The 16,362-nt window shown below is 68.9% G+C and carries 17 protein-coding genes; 9 read left to right on the top strand and 8 right to left on the bottom strand.

The window, feature by feature from the left end; all coding sequences use genetic code 11:
- Window positions 1-2: 2 nt before the first annotated feature.
- From QE410_RS02655 to QE410_RS02670, 4 genes are read left to right on the top strand one after another with little or no spacing between them, the layout of a single operon-like run.
- Window positions 3-1,340, top strand: coding sequence for an aspartate aminotransferase family protein (locus QE410_RS02655; RefSeq protein ID WP_307327470.1), 1,338 nt, complete (start codon window positions 3-5; stop codon window positions 1,338-1,340).
- A complete protein-coding gene (locus QE410_RS02660; RefSeq protein WP_373459314.1) occupies window positions 1,337-2,320 on the top strand; it encodes a phosphotriesterase in 984 nt (327 codons plus the stop codon). The genes QE410_RS02655 and QE410_RS02660 overlap by 4 nt, the downstream gene beginning before the upstream one ends.
- A gap of 25 nt (window positions 2,321-2,345) precedes the next feature.
- The gene (locus QE410_RS02665) at window positions 2,346-3,035 is read left to right on the top strand and encodes a TetR/AcrR family transcriptional regulator C-terminal domain-containing protein (RefSeq protein WP_307327474.1); all 690 of its coding nucleotides are present in this window, start codon (window positions 2,346-2,348) and stop codon (window positions 3,033-3,035) included.
- Window positions 3,036-3,091: 56 nt separating this feature from the next.
- Window positions 3,092-3,490, top strand: coding sequence for a VOC family protein (locus QE410_RS02670; RefSeq protein ID WP_307327476.1), 399 nt, complete (start codon window positions 3,092-3,094; stop codon window positions 3,488-3,490).
- Here the strand turns inward: QE410_RS02670 and QE410_RS02675 are convergent.
- On the bottom strand, window positions 3,466-4,149 hold the full coding sequence (locus tag QE410_RS02675; RefSeq protein WP_307327478.1) for a helix-turn-helix domain-containing protein: 684 nt from the start codon (window positions 4,147-4,149) through the stop codon (window positions 3,466-3,468). The two genes, QE410_RS02670 and QE410_RS02675, sit on opposite strands and share 25 nt — an antisense overlap.
- A gap of 111 nt (window positions 4,150-4,260) precedes the next feature.
- Between QE410_RS02675 and QE410_RS02680 the strand changes: the two genes are divergently transcribed.
- Entirely contained in the window at window positions 4,261-5,154 is an 894-nt protein-coding gene (locus QE410_RS02680) for an IS5 family transposase (protein ID WP_307327480.1), read from the top strand.
- A gap of 107 nt (window positions 5,155-5,261) precedes the next feature.
- On the opposite strand, the gene QE410_RS02685 is transcribed toward QE410_RS02680, so the two are convergent.
- From QE410_RS02685 to QE410_RS02705, 5 genes are all read right to left on the bottom strand, one after another.
- Window positions 5,262-5,969 carry a TetR/AcrR family transcriptional regulator gene (locus QE410_RS02685; protein ID WP_307327482.1) on the bottom strand — a complete coding sequence of 236 codons (708 nt, stop codon included), beginning with the start codon at window positions 5,967-5,969 and terminating at the stop codon, window positions 5,262-5,264.
- A gap of 263 nt (window positions 5,970-6,232) precedes the next feature.
- A complete protein-coding gene (locus QE410_RS02690; protein WP_307327484.1) occupies window positions 6,233-8,638 on the bottom strand; it encodes a glycoside hydrolase family 3 N-terminal domain-containing protein in 2,406 nt (801 codons plus the stop codon).
- Window positions 8,639-8,644: 6 nt separating this feature from the next.
- Window positions 8,645-9,529, bottom strand: coding sequence for a carbohydrate ABC transporter permease (locus QE410_RS02695; protein WP_307327486.1), 885 nt, complete (start codon window positions 9,527-9,529; stop codon window positions 8,645-8,647).
- A complete protein-coding gene (locus tag QE410_RS02700) occupies window positions 9,526-10,539 on the bottom strand; it encodes a carbohydrate ABC transporter permease (protein WP_307327488.1) in 1,014 nt (337 codons plus the stop codon). The genes QE410_RS02695 and QE410_RS02700 overlap by 4 nt, the downstream gene beginning before the upstream one ends.
- 11 nt (window positions 10,540-10,550) lie before the next feature.
- Window positions 10,551-11,840 carry an extracellular solute-binding protein gene (locus QE410_RS02705; protein ID WP_307327490.1) on the bottom strand — a complete coding sequence of 430 codons (1,290 nt, stop codon included), beginning with the start codon at window positions 11,838-11,840 and terminating at the stop codon, window positions 10,551-10,553.
- Window positions 11,841-12,010: 170 nt separating this feature from the next.
- Here QE410_RS02705 and QE410_RS02710 point away from each other — a divergent pair, with 170 nt between their 5' ends.
- From QE410_RS02710 to mmuM, 3 genes are all read left to right on the top strand, one after another.
- The gene (locus QE410_RS02710; protein WP_307327492.1) at window positions 12,011-13,012 is read left to right on the top strand and encodes a LacI family DNA-binding transcriptional regulator; all 1,002 of its coding nucleotides are present in this window, start codon (window positions 12,011-12,013) and stop codon (window positions 13,010-13,012) included.
- A gap of 186 nt (window positions 13,013-13,198) precedes the next feature.
- The gene (locus tag QE410_RS02715) at window positions 13,199-13,705 is read left to right on the top strand and encodes a MarR family winged helix-turn-helix transcriptional regulator (RefSeq protein ID WP_307327494.1); all 507 of its coding nucleotides are present in this window, start codon (window positions 13,199-13,201) and stop codon (window positions 13,703-13,705) included.
- Window positions 13,702-14,556 carry a homocysteine S-methyltransferase gene (gene mmuM / locus QE410_RS02720; RefSeq protein ID WP_307327496.1) on the top strand — a complete coding sequence of 285 codons (855 nt, stop codon included), beginning with the start codon at window positions 13,702-13,704 and terminating at the stop codon, window positions 14,554-14,556. The genes QE410_RS02715 and mmuM overlap by 4 nt, the downstream gene beginning before the upstream one ends.
- A 52-nt stretch (window positions 14,557-14,608) precedes the next feature.
- Here mmuM and QE410_RS02725 read toward each other — a convergent pair whose 3' ends face one another.
- Window positions 14,609-15,184: a hypothetical protein gene (locus QE410_RS02725; protein WP_307327499.1), complete on the bottom strand. Its 576-nt coding sequence runs from the start codon at window positions 15,182-15,184 to the stop codon at window positions 14,609-14,611.
- The gene (locus QE410_RS02730) at window positions 15,181-15,843 is read right to left on the bottom strand and encodes an RNA polymerase sigma factor (RefSeq protein ID WP_307327501.1); all 663 of its coding nucleotides are present in this window, start codon (window positions 15,841-15,843) and stop codon (window positions 15,181-15,183) included. The genes QE410_RS02725 and QE410_RS02730 overlap by 4 nt, the downstream gene beginning before the upstream one ends.
- 41 nt (window positions 15,844-15,884) lie before the next feature.
- On the opposite strand from QE410_RS02730, the gene QE410_RS02735 reads away from it, so the two are divergent.
- Window positions 15,885-16,361 carry a hypothetical protein gene (locus QE410_RS02735; protein ID WP_307327502.1) on the top strand — a complete coding sequence of 159 codons (477 nt, stop codon included), beginning with the start codon at window positions 15,885-15,887 and terminating at the stop codon, window positions 16,359-16,361.
- The last annotated feature ends 1 nt before the right edge of the window (window position 16,362 follow it).

The raw sequence follows: 16,362 nt of genomic DNA on the forward strand, positions 1-16,362 counted from the left end.
CTATGAGCTCCACCCTGATCCACAACGCCCTCAACGCCCAGCTGCCCACCATCGATCGCGGTGATGGTGTCTGGCTGTGGGACACCGACGGCACCCGATACCTGGACGGCTGCTCAGGCGCGGTCGTCACTGCCGTCGGCCACGCCCACCCCGCCGTTCTCTCCGCGATCGCTGAGCAGTCGGGCCGTGTCACGTTCACGCATCGCGGGGCCTTCACGAGCGCCCCGCTCGTCGAGCTCGCTGACCACCTCGCCGAGCTCACGGGGTACGCGGGAGTATGGTTCGTCAACTCCGGCTCGGAGGCCGTCGAGGCCGCCATGCAGTTCGCATTGCAGTACTTCCAAGAGATCAACGCCCCCGAGCGCACCGTCTTTCTCTCCGCCCAGCGCGGTTACCACGGCAACACCCTCGGCGCGCTCTCCGCTTCCGGGCACGCCCGCCGCCAGGCCATCGCGGGCATCGCCCTCGACATCCCAGCCCTACCCACCCCCTACGCATTCGCAGACCAGGGCGATCTGAGCGAGGACGAATACTGCGCGCAGCTTCTTACCGATGCCCGTGCTGTGTTCGAGCGCTACGCCAGCCGGCTCGCCGGGATCCTCATTGAACCTGTTGGTGGCGCCACCCTCGCGGTCACCACTTCCCCGCGCGGGTACCTGCAGGGGTTGCGTGCGCTGTGCGACGAGTTCGGCGCACTCTTCATCGCTGATGAAGTCATGTCGGGCCTCGGTCGGACGGGCGAGATCCTGGCCTCCTTCCAGGACGGCGTCCGCGCTGACCTTGTGGCGGTGGGCAAGGCGCTCGGTGCGGGGTACACCCCCATCGCGGCAACACTCGTGGACGCGCGCATTCTCCACACCATCGAGACCGGCAGCGGCCGTGTGCTGGGAGGTCACACTTACGGCGGCAATCCTCTCTCGGCGGCTGTGGCCGGCGCCGTGCTCGACGTCTTCCGTTCCGAGCAGCTCGTCACCCGTGCGCAATCTATGGGGGCCACCCTCGCCGAGGGGCTGCGCGATCTCGCCGACAAGCACCCCCTAATCGCTGACACGCGGGGACGCGGGATGCTCCGTGGAGTCGAGTTCGATGACACAGCGGCCGCGACCGAGCGGCCTCAAGGGGAACTCGCGGGGCGCATCTTCAAAGCCGCCGTAGCGGAGGGTCTTCTCCTGTACCCGACCACCGGCGGGTACATCGAGGCCGTCCTTGTCGCCCCGCCGCTGACCATCACCCCGGAGGAAGTGGACGAGCTGATCAGCAGGTTCGACCGCGCCCTCACGCGGGTCGAAGCTGACCTGGCCTTCGAAGCGGGCCACGTTCTCGCCGAGTCGGCACGATGAGTACAGTCCCTACCGCAACCGGTGAGGAGATCAACGTCGCTGACCTCGGCGTCACTCTGCCGCACGAGCACCTGTTCATCAACTTGATGCGCGAGCGCCGCGGCGACGGTCTCGTCACCGACGAGACGTTGCTTGTCGAGGAACTGTCGGTCTTTGCGAACCAGGGCGGCGGAACCATCTGGGATCTGACGACCGCAGAACTCACACCCGGCTCGACTCTCGCCGCGGACCCGCTGTTCACAGCGACGTTTCCTGGCCAGACCCGCGCGGCTGACAACGTCCTCGCTGTGGCTCGCGTCTCCCGCGCGACCGGGGTCAAGGTAGTGCTCGGAACGGGTCACTACCGAGACCCCTTCATCGACCGGGCACTTTTCGACCGGCTCACCATCGACGATGTCGCCGATTACATCGTCCGCGACCTCACCGAGGGAATCCCGGGAACAGATGCGCGTGCCGGCATCATCGGCGAGATCGGCGCCGATCAATGGTTCGTTTCCGCTACCGAAGAACGCTCTTTCCGTGCGGCGGCGCGAGCAAGCCGCCGCACGAACGCGCTGCTGTACACCCACGCCGCACGGTGGCCCGTCGGGCACGCTCAGCTCGACATCCTGTCCCATGAAGGAGTAGACCCCACTCGCATCGTCGTTGGCCACGTCGACACCGTGGCCGACCCGGATTACGCCCTCAGCCTCATTGAGAGAGGCGTCACGGTCGGCTTCGACACGATCAACACCGCGGCGCCTTCGGCGGTGGACTTCCGCGTGACGCAGATCGTGAAGCTCATTCGCGCCGGCCATCTCGAGCGCATCCTCCTGAGTCACGACGTGTGCTTGACTTCGCACCTCCGAGCCTCAGGTGGGAACGGCTTTGGCTTCGTCCTCGACGGCTTCCGCGCAGCGCTCAGCACAGCTGGAGTCACGGGCGAAGAATTCGACACAATGACGGTTACCAACCCCGCCCGCCTGCTCACGGGGTCGTGATGACTGGCGTCGTTATCATCAAGGCATGAGTCGGGAGAGCACCGGGAAGGCGTCAACGTCGCGAGCTCTGACCACCCCTGATGAGATCGTGACGGCGGCGCTTGACATCATCGACCGGTCAGGAATCGATGCTCTCACCATGCGTCGTCTCGGATCCGAGCTGGGGGTATTCCCGGCATCGCTCTACTGGCACGTCGGCAACCGATCTCAGCTCCTTGGTCTGGTCTGCGAGAAGGTGCTTTCGCGTATTGAGCTGCCGCCTGCAGACCTCCCGTGGCGAGATTGGCTCTTCACCTTCGGCCTACGGACTCGGCAGGTGATCGGAAGCCACCCGCGATTCGCCGCATACTTCGTCAGCAACATCCAGACCAGCCAGTCCTCCCTGGACATCGCTGAACACACGATCGCGGCGCTGCGGCGTGCAGGCTTCGCCGGGCACGACCTCGTGCGCGCATACAACGCAGTCACCGGAGCCGTCTTCGGATGGATCACCGGTGAGTTCGCTGCGAACCCTAAAGACACCGGCGGAAGCGCCCGCTCCGCCATCGAAGGGCTCACAGCCGACACTGACCGCTATCCCAACATCCGGGATCTCTGGCCGCTGGCGGCAAACCGGGCGTACATGTTGCGGTGGGAATCGGGTTCCGGATCGCCCCTCGAGTCCAGCTTCGAGACGATGCTCAACGCTCTTCTCAACGGTCTAGGGCGTGTCTGACAATGGTGGCCGTTCTGTTCAAGACCTGCCGACGCCCCGGCTCGTACGTTGGGTGCATGGCACTCAAACTCGGCTTCATTGGCATCGTCACCCGTGACATGCGTTCTTCCCTTGAGTTTTACCGGTCTCTCGGCGTGCAGATCGAGGATGGGCAAGACTCGGCACCGCACGTGGATGCCAAGCTCGATGACGGGGTGACCCTCGCTTGCGACACTGTCGAGACCATCCGAGGCTTCGATCCCACCTACACTCCCGGCTCGGGCGGGCACCGCATCGCTCTCGCGTTCGACAAGGGCTCTCCGGCAGCGGTCGATGCAGCGTTCGCGGCGCTGGTTGAGGCGGGCCACACCGGACATGTCGAGCCGTGGGACGCCCATTGGGGCCAGCGATACGCGACCCTCCTGGACCCAGATGGAAACTCCGTCGACCTCTACGCCGAACTCTTGGAGAACTGAGCGGGGGTAAGGCCGACCAGTCGACGAAACTCCCGGGTGAGATGCGCCTGGTCGGCAAAGCCCGCAGCAGCAGCAGCCTCCGAGGATGTCGTGCCTTGTTCAAGGAATTGTCGAGCCTGAGCGGCTCGTCGGATTCGTACGAGGGTGGCGTATCCGTAGCCGAAATCCGAGAGCATGCGTCGGCGCAGCGTTCGCTCGGACTCTCCCAGCTCAGCGGCGACTGCGCCCACCGACGCCGCTCTCCCCGCTGCATGCCGAATGAAGTTCAGGCGTGGACGCGACGGGGCCATGCGATCGAGAACATGGGCGGAGATCGCGTCGACCTGGCCGGGGCTTCTGGCGACTGACAGCATGGCCGAGCGCAGACCGGCAGCGGCATCGTGCGGCAAGGCATCCTCAATTGCTGCTGCGCGGTCGACGAGTTCGACCGCGCTCGTTCCCAGTACGGCGCCAGCGAAACCCGGGGGGAGCCTCAGCCCCACTGAGCCGCTGTCGCCATCGCTATTCGTGGCGATCCATCGGGTTGACGGCCCCGCGACGAAAAGGTGGTCATTGCGCAGGATGAGGTCGGTGCATCCGTCCGCCGGAATCGTGGAGTCGACGTCGTTCCGAGATTGCCACAGGGTCAAGCCCAGTGGTAGCCGGGTCTCCACGTACACCACTTGATTCTCCCACGACGGGCTTCGACCCTCGGTAAGAGCATCAGGCGGCAGCCCTCTCGTGCCGTGGTCACCCGTGTGTACAGATAGCGGCATAGAAAGGCGCCAGGTATGTCCCGCCTTCGCACGCTGACGGACGCTCAGTGGTCGTTGATCGTGGGAATGCTGCCGGGCCCGACAGGGCGACCAGGCCGGAAGTTCTCTGATCCGAGAACGATGATCGAGGGGATCGTCTACCGCTACCGCACGGGGATAGCGTGGCGCGATCTGCCAGAGGCATTTGGCCCATGGCAGACGGTCTGGACCTGGCACCGCCGCATGGCAGCTGAGGGAACCTGGGACGCAGTACTCGCCAAGCTCACTTCCGCTGCCGACGCCGCCGGGGTCCTGGATTGGTCATTGTCAGTGGACTCCATGATCGCCCGCGCCCATCAACACGGGACGAACACGACGCGCTCAGCTGAGCTCGAACGGAGTTACGGGGACTCTACTCAGGAGCCATCGGACCACGCCGTCGGCCGATCACGGGGTGGCTTGTCGACGAAGATCCATCAGCTGGTCGACGGGAACGGTCTCCCGTTGGTCACACTGGTGAGCGCCGGGCAAGCGGGTGATTCACCAATGTTCATGCCCTTAATGGCGCATCTTCACGTTGCCCGCGCGGTCGGTCGTCCGCGCACCCGGCCCGACGCGGTCCGAGGCGACAAGGCCTACTCGTCCAGGGCAATTCGCGGGTATCTGCGCTCCCGAGGGATAAAGGCGGTCATACCCGAACCCTCCGATCAGCAGAAGCACCGTAAGCGGCGCGGGTCACGCGGAGGTAGGCCGGTCGCCCTCGACAAGACCGACTACCGGCAGCGCAACGTCATCGAACGCCGATACGCACGCGTCAAGCAGTGGCGCGGCCTTGCCACTCGCTACGACAACCTCGCGGTTGTCTTCCGCGCCGCCGTTGTCCTCAACACGGTCATCGCGTGGACGAGGCAATTGTCAGACACGTCCTAGCCCGCTCACGTGAGATCGAGGATATCGCCGCTCGGGCAGAAGCGCCTGCAACCAACGCCGCCGCGGCAACAGCACCGAGCTGACCCGAGGGAGAGCAATGCGTCGCCTCAGCTCAACCGTGCACGTAGCCCCGCAAGTACTATTTCAAGCACCACTGCGAACGAGGAATCGAGTGGGTTAGCCCGCCCCGAGGTCCATCGCAACATGAACGCCTGGTCCGCGGCGACCGGCATTACTCGTGCGAGCGTGGGGAAAAGGGTGCTGTCCACAGCTCTCAGGTCAGCCGCGAGGGTTGCCTGCCAATCGTCATCCCCCTCGGGAGGGGCTGAGAGTTCCATCGTCACCCAGCCGAGGACGACGCCGAAGAAGACGTTGTAGACCTCAACCAGCTCGGTCGAGGAAAAACCAGCGCGATCAAGGACTCGGAAGATGCGTTCCGCCAAAGGTAGGCCGCGGTCAGTGATGAGCATCTGACCTGTCACGATCCCGGCCAAGTGTGGATGCTCATGCATCGCACTGCGCATCTCCCGTGCCAGATCGGCGAGCCAGAGATCCCATGCTGTTCCCTGGTCGTCTGCCAGCTCTAGGTCGTCGAAAACCAACGCCGACACTTCGCCGACGAGCTGTTCCTTCGTCCGAAAATGCCAGTACAACGCGCTCGGCCGCACCCCCACGGCGGTAGCAAGAGAGCGCATCGTCATCCCCGACAAACCATCCCGATCAACGAGCCCCAGCGCGACCCTGAGCACCTCCTGGCGGTTCAACTCAGTCCCGCCCACCGGGCGTCCGCGCCGCGGTCGAGGGTCGTCCTTCATCGCACCAGTCTTCCTCACGAGCTCCCCGGCTCCGAAATCGCCATATGCGACGCGGCAGAACCAATCACTTTCGGGCGACTGCGGCAGCGCGATACACCCAGACAAGTGGTGCGAAAACGATCGTTTTCGCACCACCCGCGGCAACGCCTCCCGCCGGCGCTGTGATGCCCGTAATCCCGCGGGGGAGCGCGATGCGAAACCCCGATGCAAAAGTCGAACGCGGTGCGAAACGGCCGTCGACCGTTTCGCACCGCGTCCGCGGCTCAACCCCGCCGCACCTCCACGTCGACCACGCGCGCATCGTCCGCGCTCAGCTCGTATACCGGCCCGCTGACCCGCAGCGCCACGGCCTCATCGACGACAGCGCACGAGGGCCCGAGCCGCAGCTCCACCTCGCCGGGTTCCACGACCCGGCGCAGCGACCGGTCACTGTAGGCCAGCCGCGATGCGGGCACCGTGAAGCGCACCTCGGCGCTCTCGCCGGGCTCGAGTTCGACGCGGGCGTATGCGACGAGCTGCGCGACCGGTCGCGTCACGCTGGCCACGGCGCGATGCGCGTAGACCTGCACGACGTCGGCGCCGTGCCGGGCTCCGGTATTGGTCACACGGGCCGACACCGTGAAGGCGTCGCCCGCGCGCACTTCGGCGACGGTTCCGGAGTCCGGCACCTCGTCCGCCGCGAAGCCGCTGGCGCCCGCGCGGACGTCGGCGGGCGTTCCGGATGCCGGGACCCCGACCTCGCGCGCCGCCACCCCGTCCACCCGTAACTGCCCACGCTCGAACGTCGTGTACGACAGCCCGAAGCCGAACGGCCGCACCGGGGTCGGGTCGGTGCTGGTCACGCCCGACGGGCCGCCGAGGATCGGGTGCAGGTACGAGTACGGCTGCGCCCCGGCCGAGCGGGGGAGCGAGACGGGCAGGCGCCCCGAGGGGGTGGCATCCCCCGCGATGAGCGATGCCAGCGCGGGCGCGCCCTCCTCGCCGGGGAAGAAGGCCTGCAGCACTGCGGCGGGGCCGGAAGCGCCGTCCAGTGCCCAGCCCAGAGCGTACGGCCGCCCGGTCAACAGCACGAGCACGACGGGGGTCCCCGTCGCGACCACGGCCTCGACGAGCTGGCGCTGCACGCCCGGAAGCTCGAGCGAGTCGGCGTCGTTGCCCTCGCCGACGGTGCCGCGGCCGAAGAGCCCGGCGCGGTCGCCGACGACGACGATCGCGACGTCCGCATCCTGCGCTGTGGCGACGGCCTCCGCGAAACCGGAGGTGTCGGAACCCTCGACGGCACAGCCCGCGGCGTACGAGACCGCCCCAAATCGCGAAGCCAGGGCCTCCCGCACCGTCGGCAGCTTGAACCCGAGGGGGACGCCGGGGTGGTGGGCGAGCACGTGGTTCGCGAACGAATAGCAGCCCATCAGCGCCTCGCCGCTGTCGGCGTTCGGACCGATCACCGCGATGCGTCCCGGCGCGCGGAGCGGCAGGACGCCGTCGTTGCGCAGCAGCACCACGCTCTCGAGAGCGAGACGGTGAGCGAGCGCCCGGTGTTCGGCGTCGTCGAGGTCGATCTCGGCGGGGGCGTCGGCGAAGTCGGCATCCAGGAGTCCGAGGTCTTCCTTCTCGGCCAGCACGCGCGCGACAGCGCGGTCGACGGTCGCCTCGGGGAGGGCTCCGGATGCCACCCGCTCGGCCAGGTGCGGATAGGCGTCGGGGCCGGGCAGCTCGACGTCGATCCCCGCCTCGAGCGCGAGCTGGGCGGCCTCGCCGAGGGAGCCGGCCACGCCGTGCATCGAGCGGAGGAACTCGACCGCGAAATAGTCGGAGACCACCGTGCCGTCGAAGCCCCAGCGGCGTCGCAGCAGGTCGGTCAGCAGCTCGGGCGAGGATCCGACGGGGACGCCGTCGATCTCGGCGTACGAGTTCATGACGCTGCGCACCCCGCCGTCGCGCACGGCCATCTCGAACGGCGGCAGGAAGACGTCCTGCAGCTCGCGCTGTCCGGCGTGCACGGGGGCGTGATTGCGGCCGGCCCGCGAGCCGGAGTACCCGACGAAGTGCTTGAGCGTCGCGTGGACGCCGGCGCCCTGCAGGCCTCGCACGTACGCGGTGCCGATGGTGCCGACGACGTACGGGTCTTCGGCGATGCACTCATCGACGCGTCCCCACCGCGCGTCGCGCACCACGTCGAGCACGGGCGCGAGGCCCTGGTGCACCCCGAGGTCGCGCATGGAGCGGCCGATGGTGGATGCCATGAGCTCCACGGCATCCGGATCGAACGAGGCGCCCCACGCGAGCGGCGTCGGGAACGTTGCCGCCTGCCACGCTGCGAAGCCGGTGAGGCACTCCTCGTGCACGAGGGCCGGGATGCCGAGGCGCGTCTCGGTCTGCAGACGCCGCTGCTCGCCCCACAGCCACTGGGCGCGCTCGATCGGATCGACCGGCCGGGTGCCATAGACGCGGGTGAGGTGACCGAGGCCGTGCACCGTGGCATCCGTGTAGGCGGCGGTCGTGACCTTCTCGCCCGAGAGCGGGGCGACGACCTCGTCGCCCTGGTCGACCCAGTAGCCGACGAGCTGCGCGAGCTTCTCGTCGAGGGTCATCTCGGCGACGAGAGCGTGCACGCGGGGGGAGACGCCGGGGGCGAGGGCAGCACCGACGTCGGTGTTGTGGATGGTCATGGAGGATCAGCCCTTCACGGCGCCGGTCAGGCCGCCGACGATCCGCCGCTCGAAGACGCTGAAGAACAGCAGGGCGGGGATCATCGACAGGGAGGTGAATGCGAGTACGCGCGCCGTGTCGACGGAGTACTGCGAGGCGAACGCCTGCGTCCCGAGCGGCAGCGTGTACGCGGCTTCGTTGTTGAGGATGAACAGCGGGAGCATGTACGAGTTCCAGCTGTTGACGAAGGCCAGGATGCCGACCGTCACCACCGCGGGAACGGCGAGCGGCAGCACCATGCGCCAAAAGAACCCGAGTCGGCCGAGGCCGTCGATCGCGGACGCCTCCTGCAGCTCGTTCGGGATCGCGGCGAGGAACGGCGACAGGATGATGATCGTCAGCGGCAGCGCGAACGCGATCTGCGGCACGATGACGCCCGCGAGCGAGTTCGTGAGCCCCAGGTTGCGCACGAGGATGTACAGCGGCGTGATGGCCACGGTCATCGGGAACATCAGTCCGGCGGTGAACAGCGCGTAGACGGCGCCGCGTCCGCGGAACCGGTACCGCGAGAGGGCGTAGGCGGCCATGAGCCCCAGCGCCACGACGAAGACGGTGGTCGCGATGGCGGCGATCGCGGAGTTGCCGACCTGGCCCCAGAAGACACCGCTGCTGAGCACGTCGGTGTAGTTCTGCCAGTTCCACGTGGTCGGGAAGCCGGCGGGATCGACCGTGATCTCGGCGTTCGAGCGGAACCCGCCGAGGATGATGTACACCACGGGCGCGAGCATCATGCCGATGAGCAGCAGCGCGACGAAACCGACGATCACCGAGCTGCCGCGGTTCGCCCCGGCGGGACGCCGGCGCGGGGCCTTTCCGCCGCGAGGCGTCACGAGGGTGGCGGTGGCGGTCATTTCGAGCCTCCGGTCAGGGCGCCGTCGTTGTCGCGACGCAGCACGAAGCGCTGATAGACGAGGGCGACGGCGAGCGAGATGAGGAACATCACCACGGCCACCGCGCTGCCGTAGCCGAAGCTGCCGGCGTTGCGGCCGTTGGCGACCATATAGGTGGCCATGGTGGAGGTGCCGGCGGTCGAGGCGACGTACTGACCCCAGATGATCCACACGAGGTCGAACAGCTGCAGTGAGCCGATGATCGACAGGAACGCCCAGATGCGGATGGTGGGGCCCATGAGCGGCAGCACGATGTGCCGCTGGATCTGCCAGTAGGAGGCGCCGTCGATCGCGGCGGCTTCGCTGAGCTCCTCTGGGATCCCCTGGAGACCCGCAAGGAAGAGGATCACGGCGAAGCCGATGTACTTCCACGTGATGATGACGAGCAGCGTCCAGATCGCGAGCGCCGGGTCGGAGATCCAGTCGGCCCGGAGCGAGCCGAGCCCCATCTTCTCGAGAGCCCCGTTGAGCGCTCCACCCGACTGCAGCATGAGGCCCCAGCCGAGGCCCACGACGACCTCGGAGATGACGTAGGGCACGAAGATCAGCACGCGGATCAGCGATTGCGCCCGCATCTTGCGGTTCAGTAGGAGCGCGAGGCCCAGCGCGAGCGGACCCTGCAGCACGAGTGACCCGACGACGATGAACGCATTGTGCCCGAGCGCTTCGTGGAAGGCGGGGTCGGTGAGGATCGTGACGTAGTTGCGGATGCCGACAAAGTCGACGGGGGCGCCGAAACCCGACCAGCTGTAGAAGCCGTAATAGGCGGCGAGGGCGACCGGCAGGATGACGAACGACACGAACACCACGAGGGCCGGGCCCAGGAGGATCGCGAGTTCGCCGCGGATACGCCAGTTCTCGAGCCGGCGCCGGGCGGGCGGCCGCCCGGCCGAGGCGGCGCGGGTGGCGCCCTCCCCGACCGGGCGGCGAGGCCCGGCATCCGTCGCCGAAGCGGCGAGCTGGGTGGTCATGGTCGGTGTCCTCAGGAGCGCGAGGCCGCGGCGTTGACGGCGTCGACGATGCCCTGGGGGCTGCCCTTGCCGGCGAACAGGTCGACCACGGCGACGTTGAGGGCGTTGCCGACGTTCTGGCCGTAGAGCGTGTCGAGCCACACCGAGACGTAGGGCGCGTCGGTGTACGCCTGCAGGGCGGACTGCAGGGCGGGGGTGGTCACGGCATCCGTCGCCTCGCTGGAGGCGGGGATCGTCTGGAAGGCCTCGGCGTAACGCTCCTGGTTCTCCTTGCTCACCACGAAGTTCAGGAAGTCCGTGCACTGCGCGGGGGCGTTGACCCAGCACGCATAGCCGTCGACACCGCCCATGATCGCGCCGGGCTCGCCGTCACCGCCGGGCACCTCGGGGAAGGGGAACCAGCCGAGATCGGCGAGCGGCTGCTCGTCGGGCGTCAGCGAGGCGATCACGCCCGGGTTCCACGCGCCCATGAGCTCCATGGCGGCCTGGTGGTTTGCCAGCAGACCCGCCGAGGATCCGGCGCCCTGCTGGGCGGCGGTGGTGAGGAAGCCCTCGTTGAACGGCTGCGTCTCGAGGAACGACTGCAGGTTCTCGCCCGCCTCGAGCCAGCACGGGTCATCGAAGGCGCGGGTCTCGGCGGCGGTGTCGAGCACGTCCTTGGAGCAGGCGCGCAGGGCGAAGTTGTAGTACCAGTGGGCCGCGGGCCAGGCATCTTTCGCGCCGACGGCGATCGGGGCGACGCCGGTCGCGCGGATCTTGGCGTTCGCCGCTTCGAGCTCGTCGATCGTGGCCGGCGCGGTCGTGACGCCCGCGGCGGTCAGTAGGTCCTGCGAGGTGAAGATGCCCGAGGGGAGCACGGCGACCGGCATGCCGTAGTTCTTGCCGTCGACCGCGAAGGCGTCGAGAGAGGTGCCGAGGGCGGTCTTGGCATCCGGAGAGATCTTGTCGGTGAGGTCCATGGCCTGGCCCGCCTCGACGATGTCGGCGAGCTTGCCGCCGCCGCGCGCCATGAACAGGTCGGGGGCGTCGCCGGAGTTCAGGGCGGTCTGCAGCTTGCCGTCCATCTCCTCGTTCTGGAGCGACTGGATCTCGATGGTGACGCCCGGGTTCGCCTCTTCGAAGGCCGCCGCGGTGTCCTCCCAGTACTGCTTGCCGTCGCCGGTCGTGGAGTTGTGCCACAGCGTGAGGGTGACCGAGCCGTCGGCGTTCTGCCCGCTGCTGCCGCCGCCGGCGCAACCGGCAAGGGCGAGGGTGCCGACGACGGCGAGGGCCGTCCCGGAGAGGATCGTGCGTGTGTTCATGTGATTCCCGTTTCTCTTCGTCGAGGTGCGCCCGCGGGGGAGCGCCGGTGGTCAGCGGCGGCGATGCCGTGCCGGGGCGGTGCGGCGGCCCCGGGTTCGAGCAGTGTGACCCGGCCCGATGACGTCGTCAAACGTTTTCGAAAATGTTTTCCACGCTAGGGTCGGATGCCATGACGAGACGCGCGACCATCCACGACGTCGCCGCGGCGGCCGGTGTCTCGGTGGCCACGGTGTCGAAAGCCGTGAACGGCCGCTGCGGGGTCTCGCCGGCGACGGTCGAGAAGGTCCTGGATGCCGTGCAGTCGCTCGGCTACGAATCCAGCCTCGTCGCCAGCAGCATGCGCGCGCGCCGCACCGGGGTGATCGGAGTGCTCGTCGCCGACATCGAGCCGTTCTCGGCCGAGATCCTCAAGGGCGTCGGGGGAGCGCTCTCCGACACCGGATACGACCTGCTCGCCTACACCGGCGCGCGCCGCGACGGCGAGGGGTGGGAGCGTCGCTCGCTCAGCCGCCTCAGCGGCACCCTGATCGACGCGGCCATCATCGTGACACCCACCGTCGTCAACGTCGCGGGCGAGGTGCCGATCGTCGCGATCGATCCGCACACCGGCCGCGGCGAGCTGCCGACGGTCGAATCCGACAGCTACACCGGCGCGCAGCAGGCGGTGCATTACCTCGTGCAGCTCGGACACCGCCGCATCGGCTTCATCGCGGGCCGCCCCGATCTGCGCTCGGCCGTGGCCCGCGCCTCGGGCTATCGCGCCGCGCTGTCGGCCGCCGGCATCCCCTTCGATCCGGCCCTGGTGGGTGTGGGGCGGTACGAGCAGGACGTCGCCCGCGAAGCGGCGGAGGCGATGCTCGCGCTCGCCGATCCGCCCACGGCGGTGTTCGCCGCGAACGACCTCTCGGCGCTGTCGATCGTCGAGGTCGCTCGCGAGCGCGGGCTGCGTGTGCCCGACGACCTCTCGGTGGTGGGATTCGATGACGTGCCCGAAGCGGCTCGCGCTCAACCCGGGCTGACGACGGTACGACAGCCCATGAAGCGCCTCGGCGCCGAGGCCGTGCGGATGGTGCTCGCGCTGCTCTCGGGCGACGACCTGCCCGAGACGCACATCGAGCTGCCGACGCGCCTCGTCGCCCGCGGCACGACGGCGCCGCCACGGGGGCGCTGAGCCGGGCGCGCGTTGACCGACCCGTCGAGCGTCCGGAAGACGCCGCAGCGTCGCTCTCGATGCGGTGCGCAGGGACGGGCGCCGACGCGGAACGCGGCGAACCGGCACAGCACCTCGCGCCCGCCGCGCCCCTCGTGCGCCCGCGTCGTGCCCCCTCACCCCTCGCGGCTCCGGTACCGTCGAAGCATGCCTTACGCGAGCAGCAAAGACGACGAGGTCGACCTCCTCATCGACGCGTGGTCGCAGCTGCTGCCCGACGTCGATCTCACGCCGCTCGACGTGATGTCGCGCCTGCGCCGCGCGGCGTTCCACCTGTCGAAGCTGCGCGCCAAGGCGTTCGCGAGCGCGGGCATCGCCGTGTGGGAGTTCGACGTGCTCGCCGTGCTCCGTCGGGCCGGCACCGAGCTCAGCGCGACCCGCCTGATCACGGCCACCATGATCGGCAGCGCCGCGATGACGAACCGCCTCGACAAGCTCGCCGAGCGCGGTCTCGTGCACCGTCGCCCCAACCCCTCCGACGGGCGGGCGATCCTGGTGGCCATCACCGCCGAGGGCATCGACCGCGTGGATGCCGCGATGACCGAGCTCGTCCGCCTCGAGGCCGAGGCTCTGCGTGACGTCAGCCGTCAGGACCAGGCCCTGCTCGCGAGTGCCCTGCGCGTGCTCGCGGCCGGCGAGACGCACGAGGCGTGATCGACCTCGCCGCCACCCTCGCGCACCGTCCGGTCGTGCTCGACGGGGGACTCGGCACGCTGCTCGAGGCCCGCGGAAACGACGTCACGAGCGACCTCTGGTCGGCGCGCGTGCTGCGCGACGACCCCGATGAGGTGCGCGCAGCCCACGCCGCCTTCGCCGGCGCCGGGGCGGAGGTCGTGATCACCGCGTCGTACCAGCTGGGTTTCGGGGGACGGATCCCGGATGCCGAGCTCGAGGCGCTCCTGCACCGCTCGGTGTCGCTCGCGCGCGAAGCCGCCGATGTCGTCGTCGCGGCATCCGTGGGCCCGATCGGCGCGCTGCGCGCCGACGGCAGCGAGTACACCGGCGACTACGGTCTCGGCGTCTATGACCTGCGTCGCCTGCACCGTCGCCGGCTGCACGTCCTCGCCGAGGCCGGCGCCGACCTGCTCGCGGTCGAGACGATCCCCTCGCCGCTCGAGGTCGAAGCGCTCGCGCTCGAGCTCGCCGACCTCGGCGTTCCCGCGTTCCTGAGCGTGTCGGCCGACAGCACGGGCTTCGCCGCCGCCGGCTCCCGGGCCGACGCCCTGCGCGCGGCGGCATCCGTTCCGACCGTGCTCGCCGTCGGAGTCAACTGCTGCGCACCCGAAACGGTGGTCCCCGCGCTCGGGGAGGCCCCCGGCATTCCGCTCGTCGCCTACCCGAACACGGGGGAGCGGTGGGATGCCGCGACCCGCACGTGGCAGGGTGCCGCGGCCCCGCTGGCCGACGCTGCACCGAGCTGGGTCGCCGCCGGCGCGCGGCTCGTGGGCGGCTGTTGCCGAAGCACACCGGCCGACATCGCCGCGATCGCCTCCGTGCTGCGCTGACGGGCGTCGGCGACGACGTGCGGCGCCCCGGGAGGAGCACCGCACGTCGGGGTCATCCGCCCGTCGATGCCGTGAACGCGCGCGTGTACAACTGGCGCAGCCCGTCGGTGGCGGGACCGCTCTCGCACGGCGAGATGAAGCCGTCCGTCGAGGCGACCAGATAGGTCTGCCCCGTCGCGAAGAGCACGCCGGTGCCGTCCGGTACCTGCTCGACGGTCAGCGTCGCACCGGGCGAGCCGGCGAACACCGTCGTCACCGTGAGGGTCACATCGTCACCGGTGATCGCCGTGGCGGTTGCTTCGTAGGCGGTGTCGAACTCGCCGAGGCTCTCGACGCTCGGCGTCTCGCACACGGCGGGGGTCTCATCCGGCCCCGGCCCCGGAGCCTGGATGGCGGGAGTGGCGACCAGACCGGCGATGAGCGCGCCGGCCGCGGCGGTCGCGGCCGCCCCGATCGAGACGCCGGCGAACAGGCGCTTCTTCGTGCGAGTGGCCGCGGGGGCCGGACCCGTCGTTCCGTCGCGTTCCGCGGCGGCGACGACCCACCGGATCCGGGCGTCGTCGAGGGGCGGGTGTCCCGCACTCGGGTCCGCCTTGCGCATGAGTGCCCTCAGCTCGTCGTCGTTCATCGCTCTCCCCCTTTCATGGTGGTGCCGGTTGGTCGGCGTGGTGTTTCCATCTCTTGTCTCAACTTCTTCTTCGCCCGGTGGAGCCGGATGGTGGCCGCATTGGTGGTGATGTCGAGGACCGTTGCGATCTCGGGTGGCGCGAGCTCCTCCCACGCCCACAGGCGCAGAACCTCGGCGTCGGTGGCCGACAACCGCGCCAGGGCGGCGCGCAGGCAGTCCGCGCGTGGGTCCTCCTCCGGCCCGGCATCCACCGCATCGGTCGGCGGATCGACGGTCGTGATCCGCTCCACCACGCGCCACTGCCGCCTCGCCGACCGTTCGGCGTTGCGCAGGCAGTTGCGGGCGGTGACGTACAGCCACGGCAGTGGCTCATCGGGCACGTCGTCGAAACGACGCCAGACGACCAGCATTGTCTCGGAGAAGACGTCGTCTGCGGTCTGGGGATCGATTCGTCGGCGCAGGAAGCGGAGGACGGCATCGCCATGCGTTCGCACGAGCGATTCGTACGCCCGGGAACGATCCATCGAAAGTGTGTGCACGACATCATCATGTCCTGCGGCGGCGGATCCTTTCGGCCACGGATCATCGACTCGTTTCCGCGAATGTGAAAGGTGCGACGCGGTGGCGGCCATGCAAGAGGTGCGCACCGCGATGATCACGTTCAGCAGAACGAGGCGCGGTGCCGATGGAGATGCAGCACATGCGAATCAGAACCTCGACCGCCCTGATGGTCGTCGGCGCCGTGGTCGGCATCGGCGGCCTGGGCCTCATCGGATATGCGGCCGTCGTCGTGGCGCAGGACGCCACCGCCCCGCACCACAGCGCGTTCGTCGACGGCCCGTCCGACACCTTCGTCTCGGGTGTGCCCGCCCCCGGCGACGGCTCCGTCATCGACGCGCCGGCGGCCCCGATCATCGTCACCCCGGGTCAGCTGGCCGCCGGTGAGACGGTGGCGATGCAGCCGGGTCAGGCACTGCTCGTCGTGGGCGACGAGCACGGAGGGGGCGTCTTCGTCGGCGAGGGCGGCGCCGGTGACGACGACGTGCTGCGCTTCGAAGCGGCGAGCGGCCTCGACGATGCGTCGTTCTTCGCACTCCATCCCGGAACGACGACGGCCTGGGTGGCCGGAGTCGACGGACGGACCGTGACCTTCCGCGTCACGGTCGTGAGCTCCTGAC

It is taken from the genome of Microbacterium sp. SORGH_AS_1204 (genome assembly GCF_030818935.1).
GTDB lineage: Bacteria > Actinomycetota > Actinomycetes > Actinomycetales > Microbacteriaceae > Microbacterium.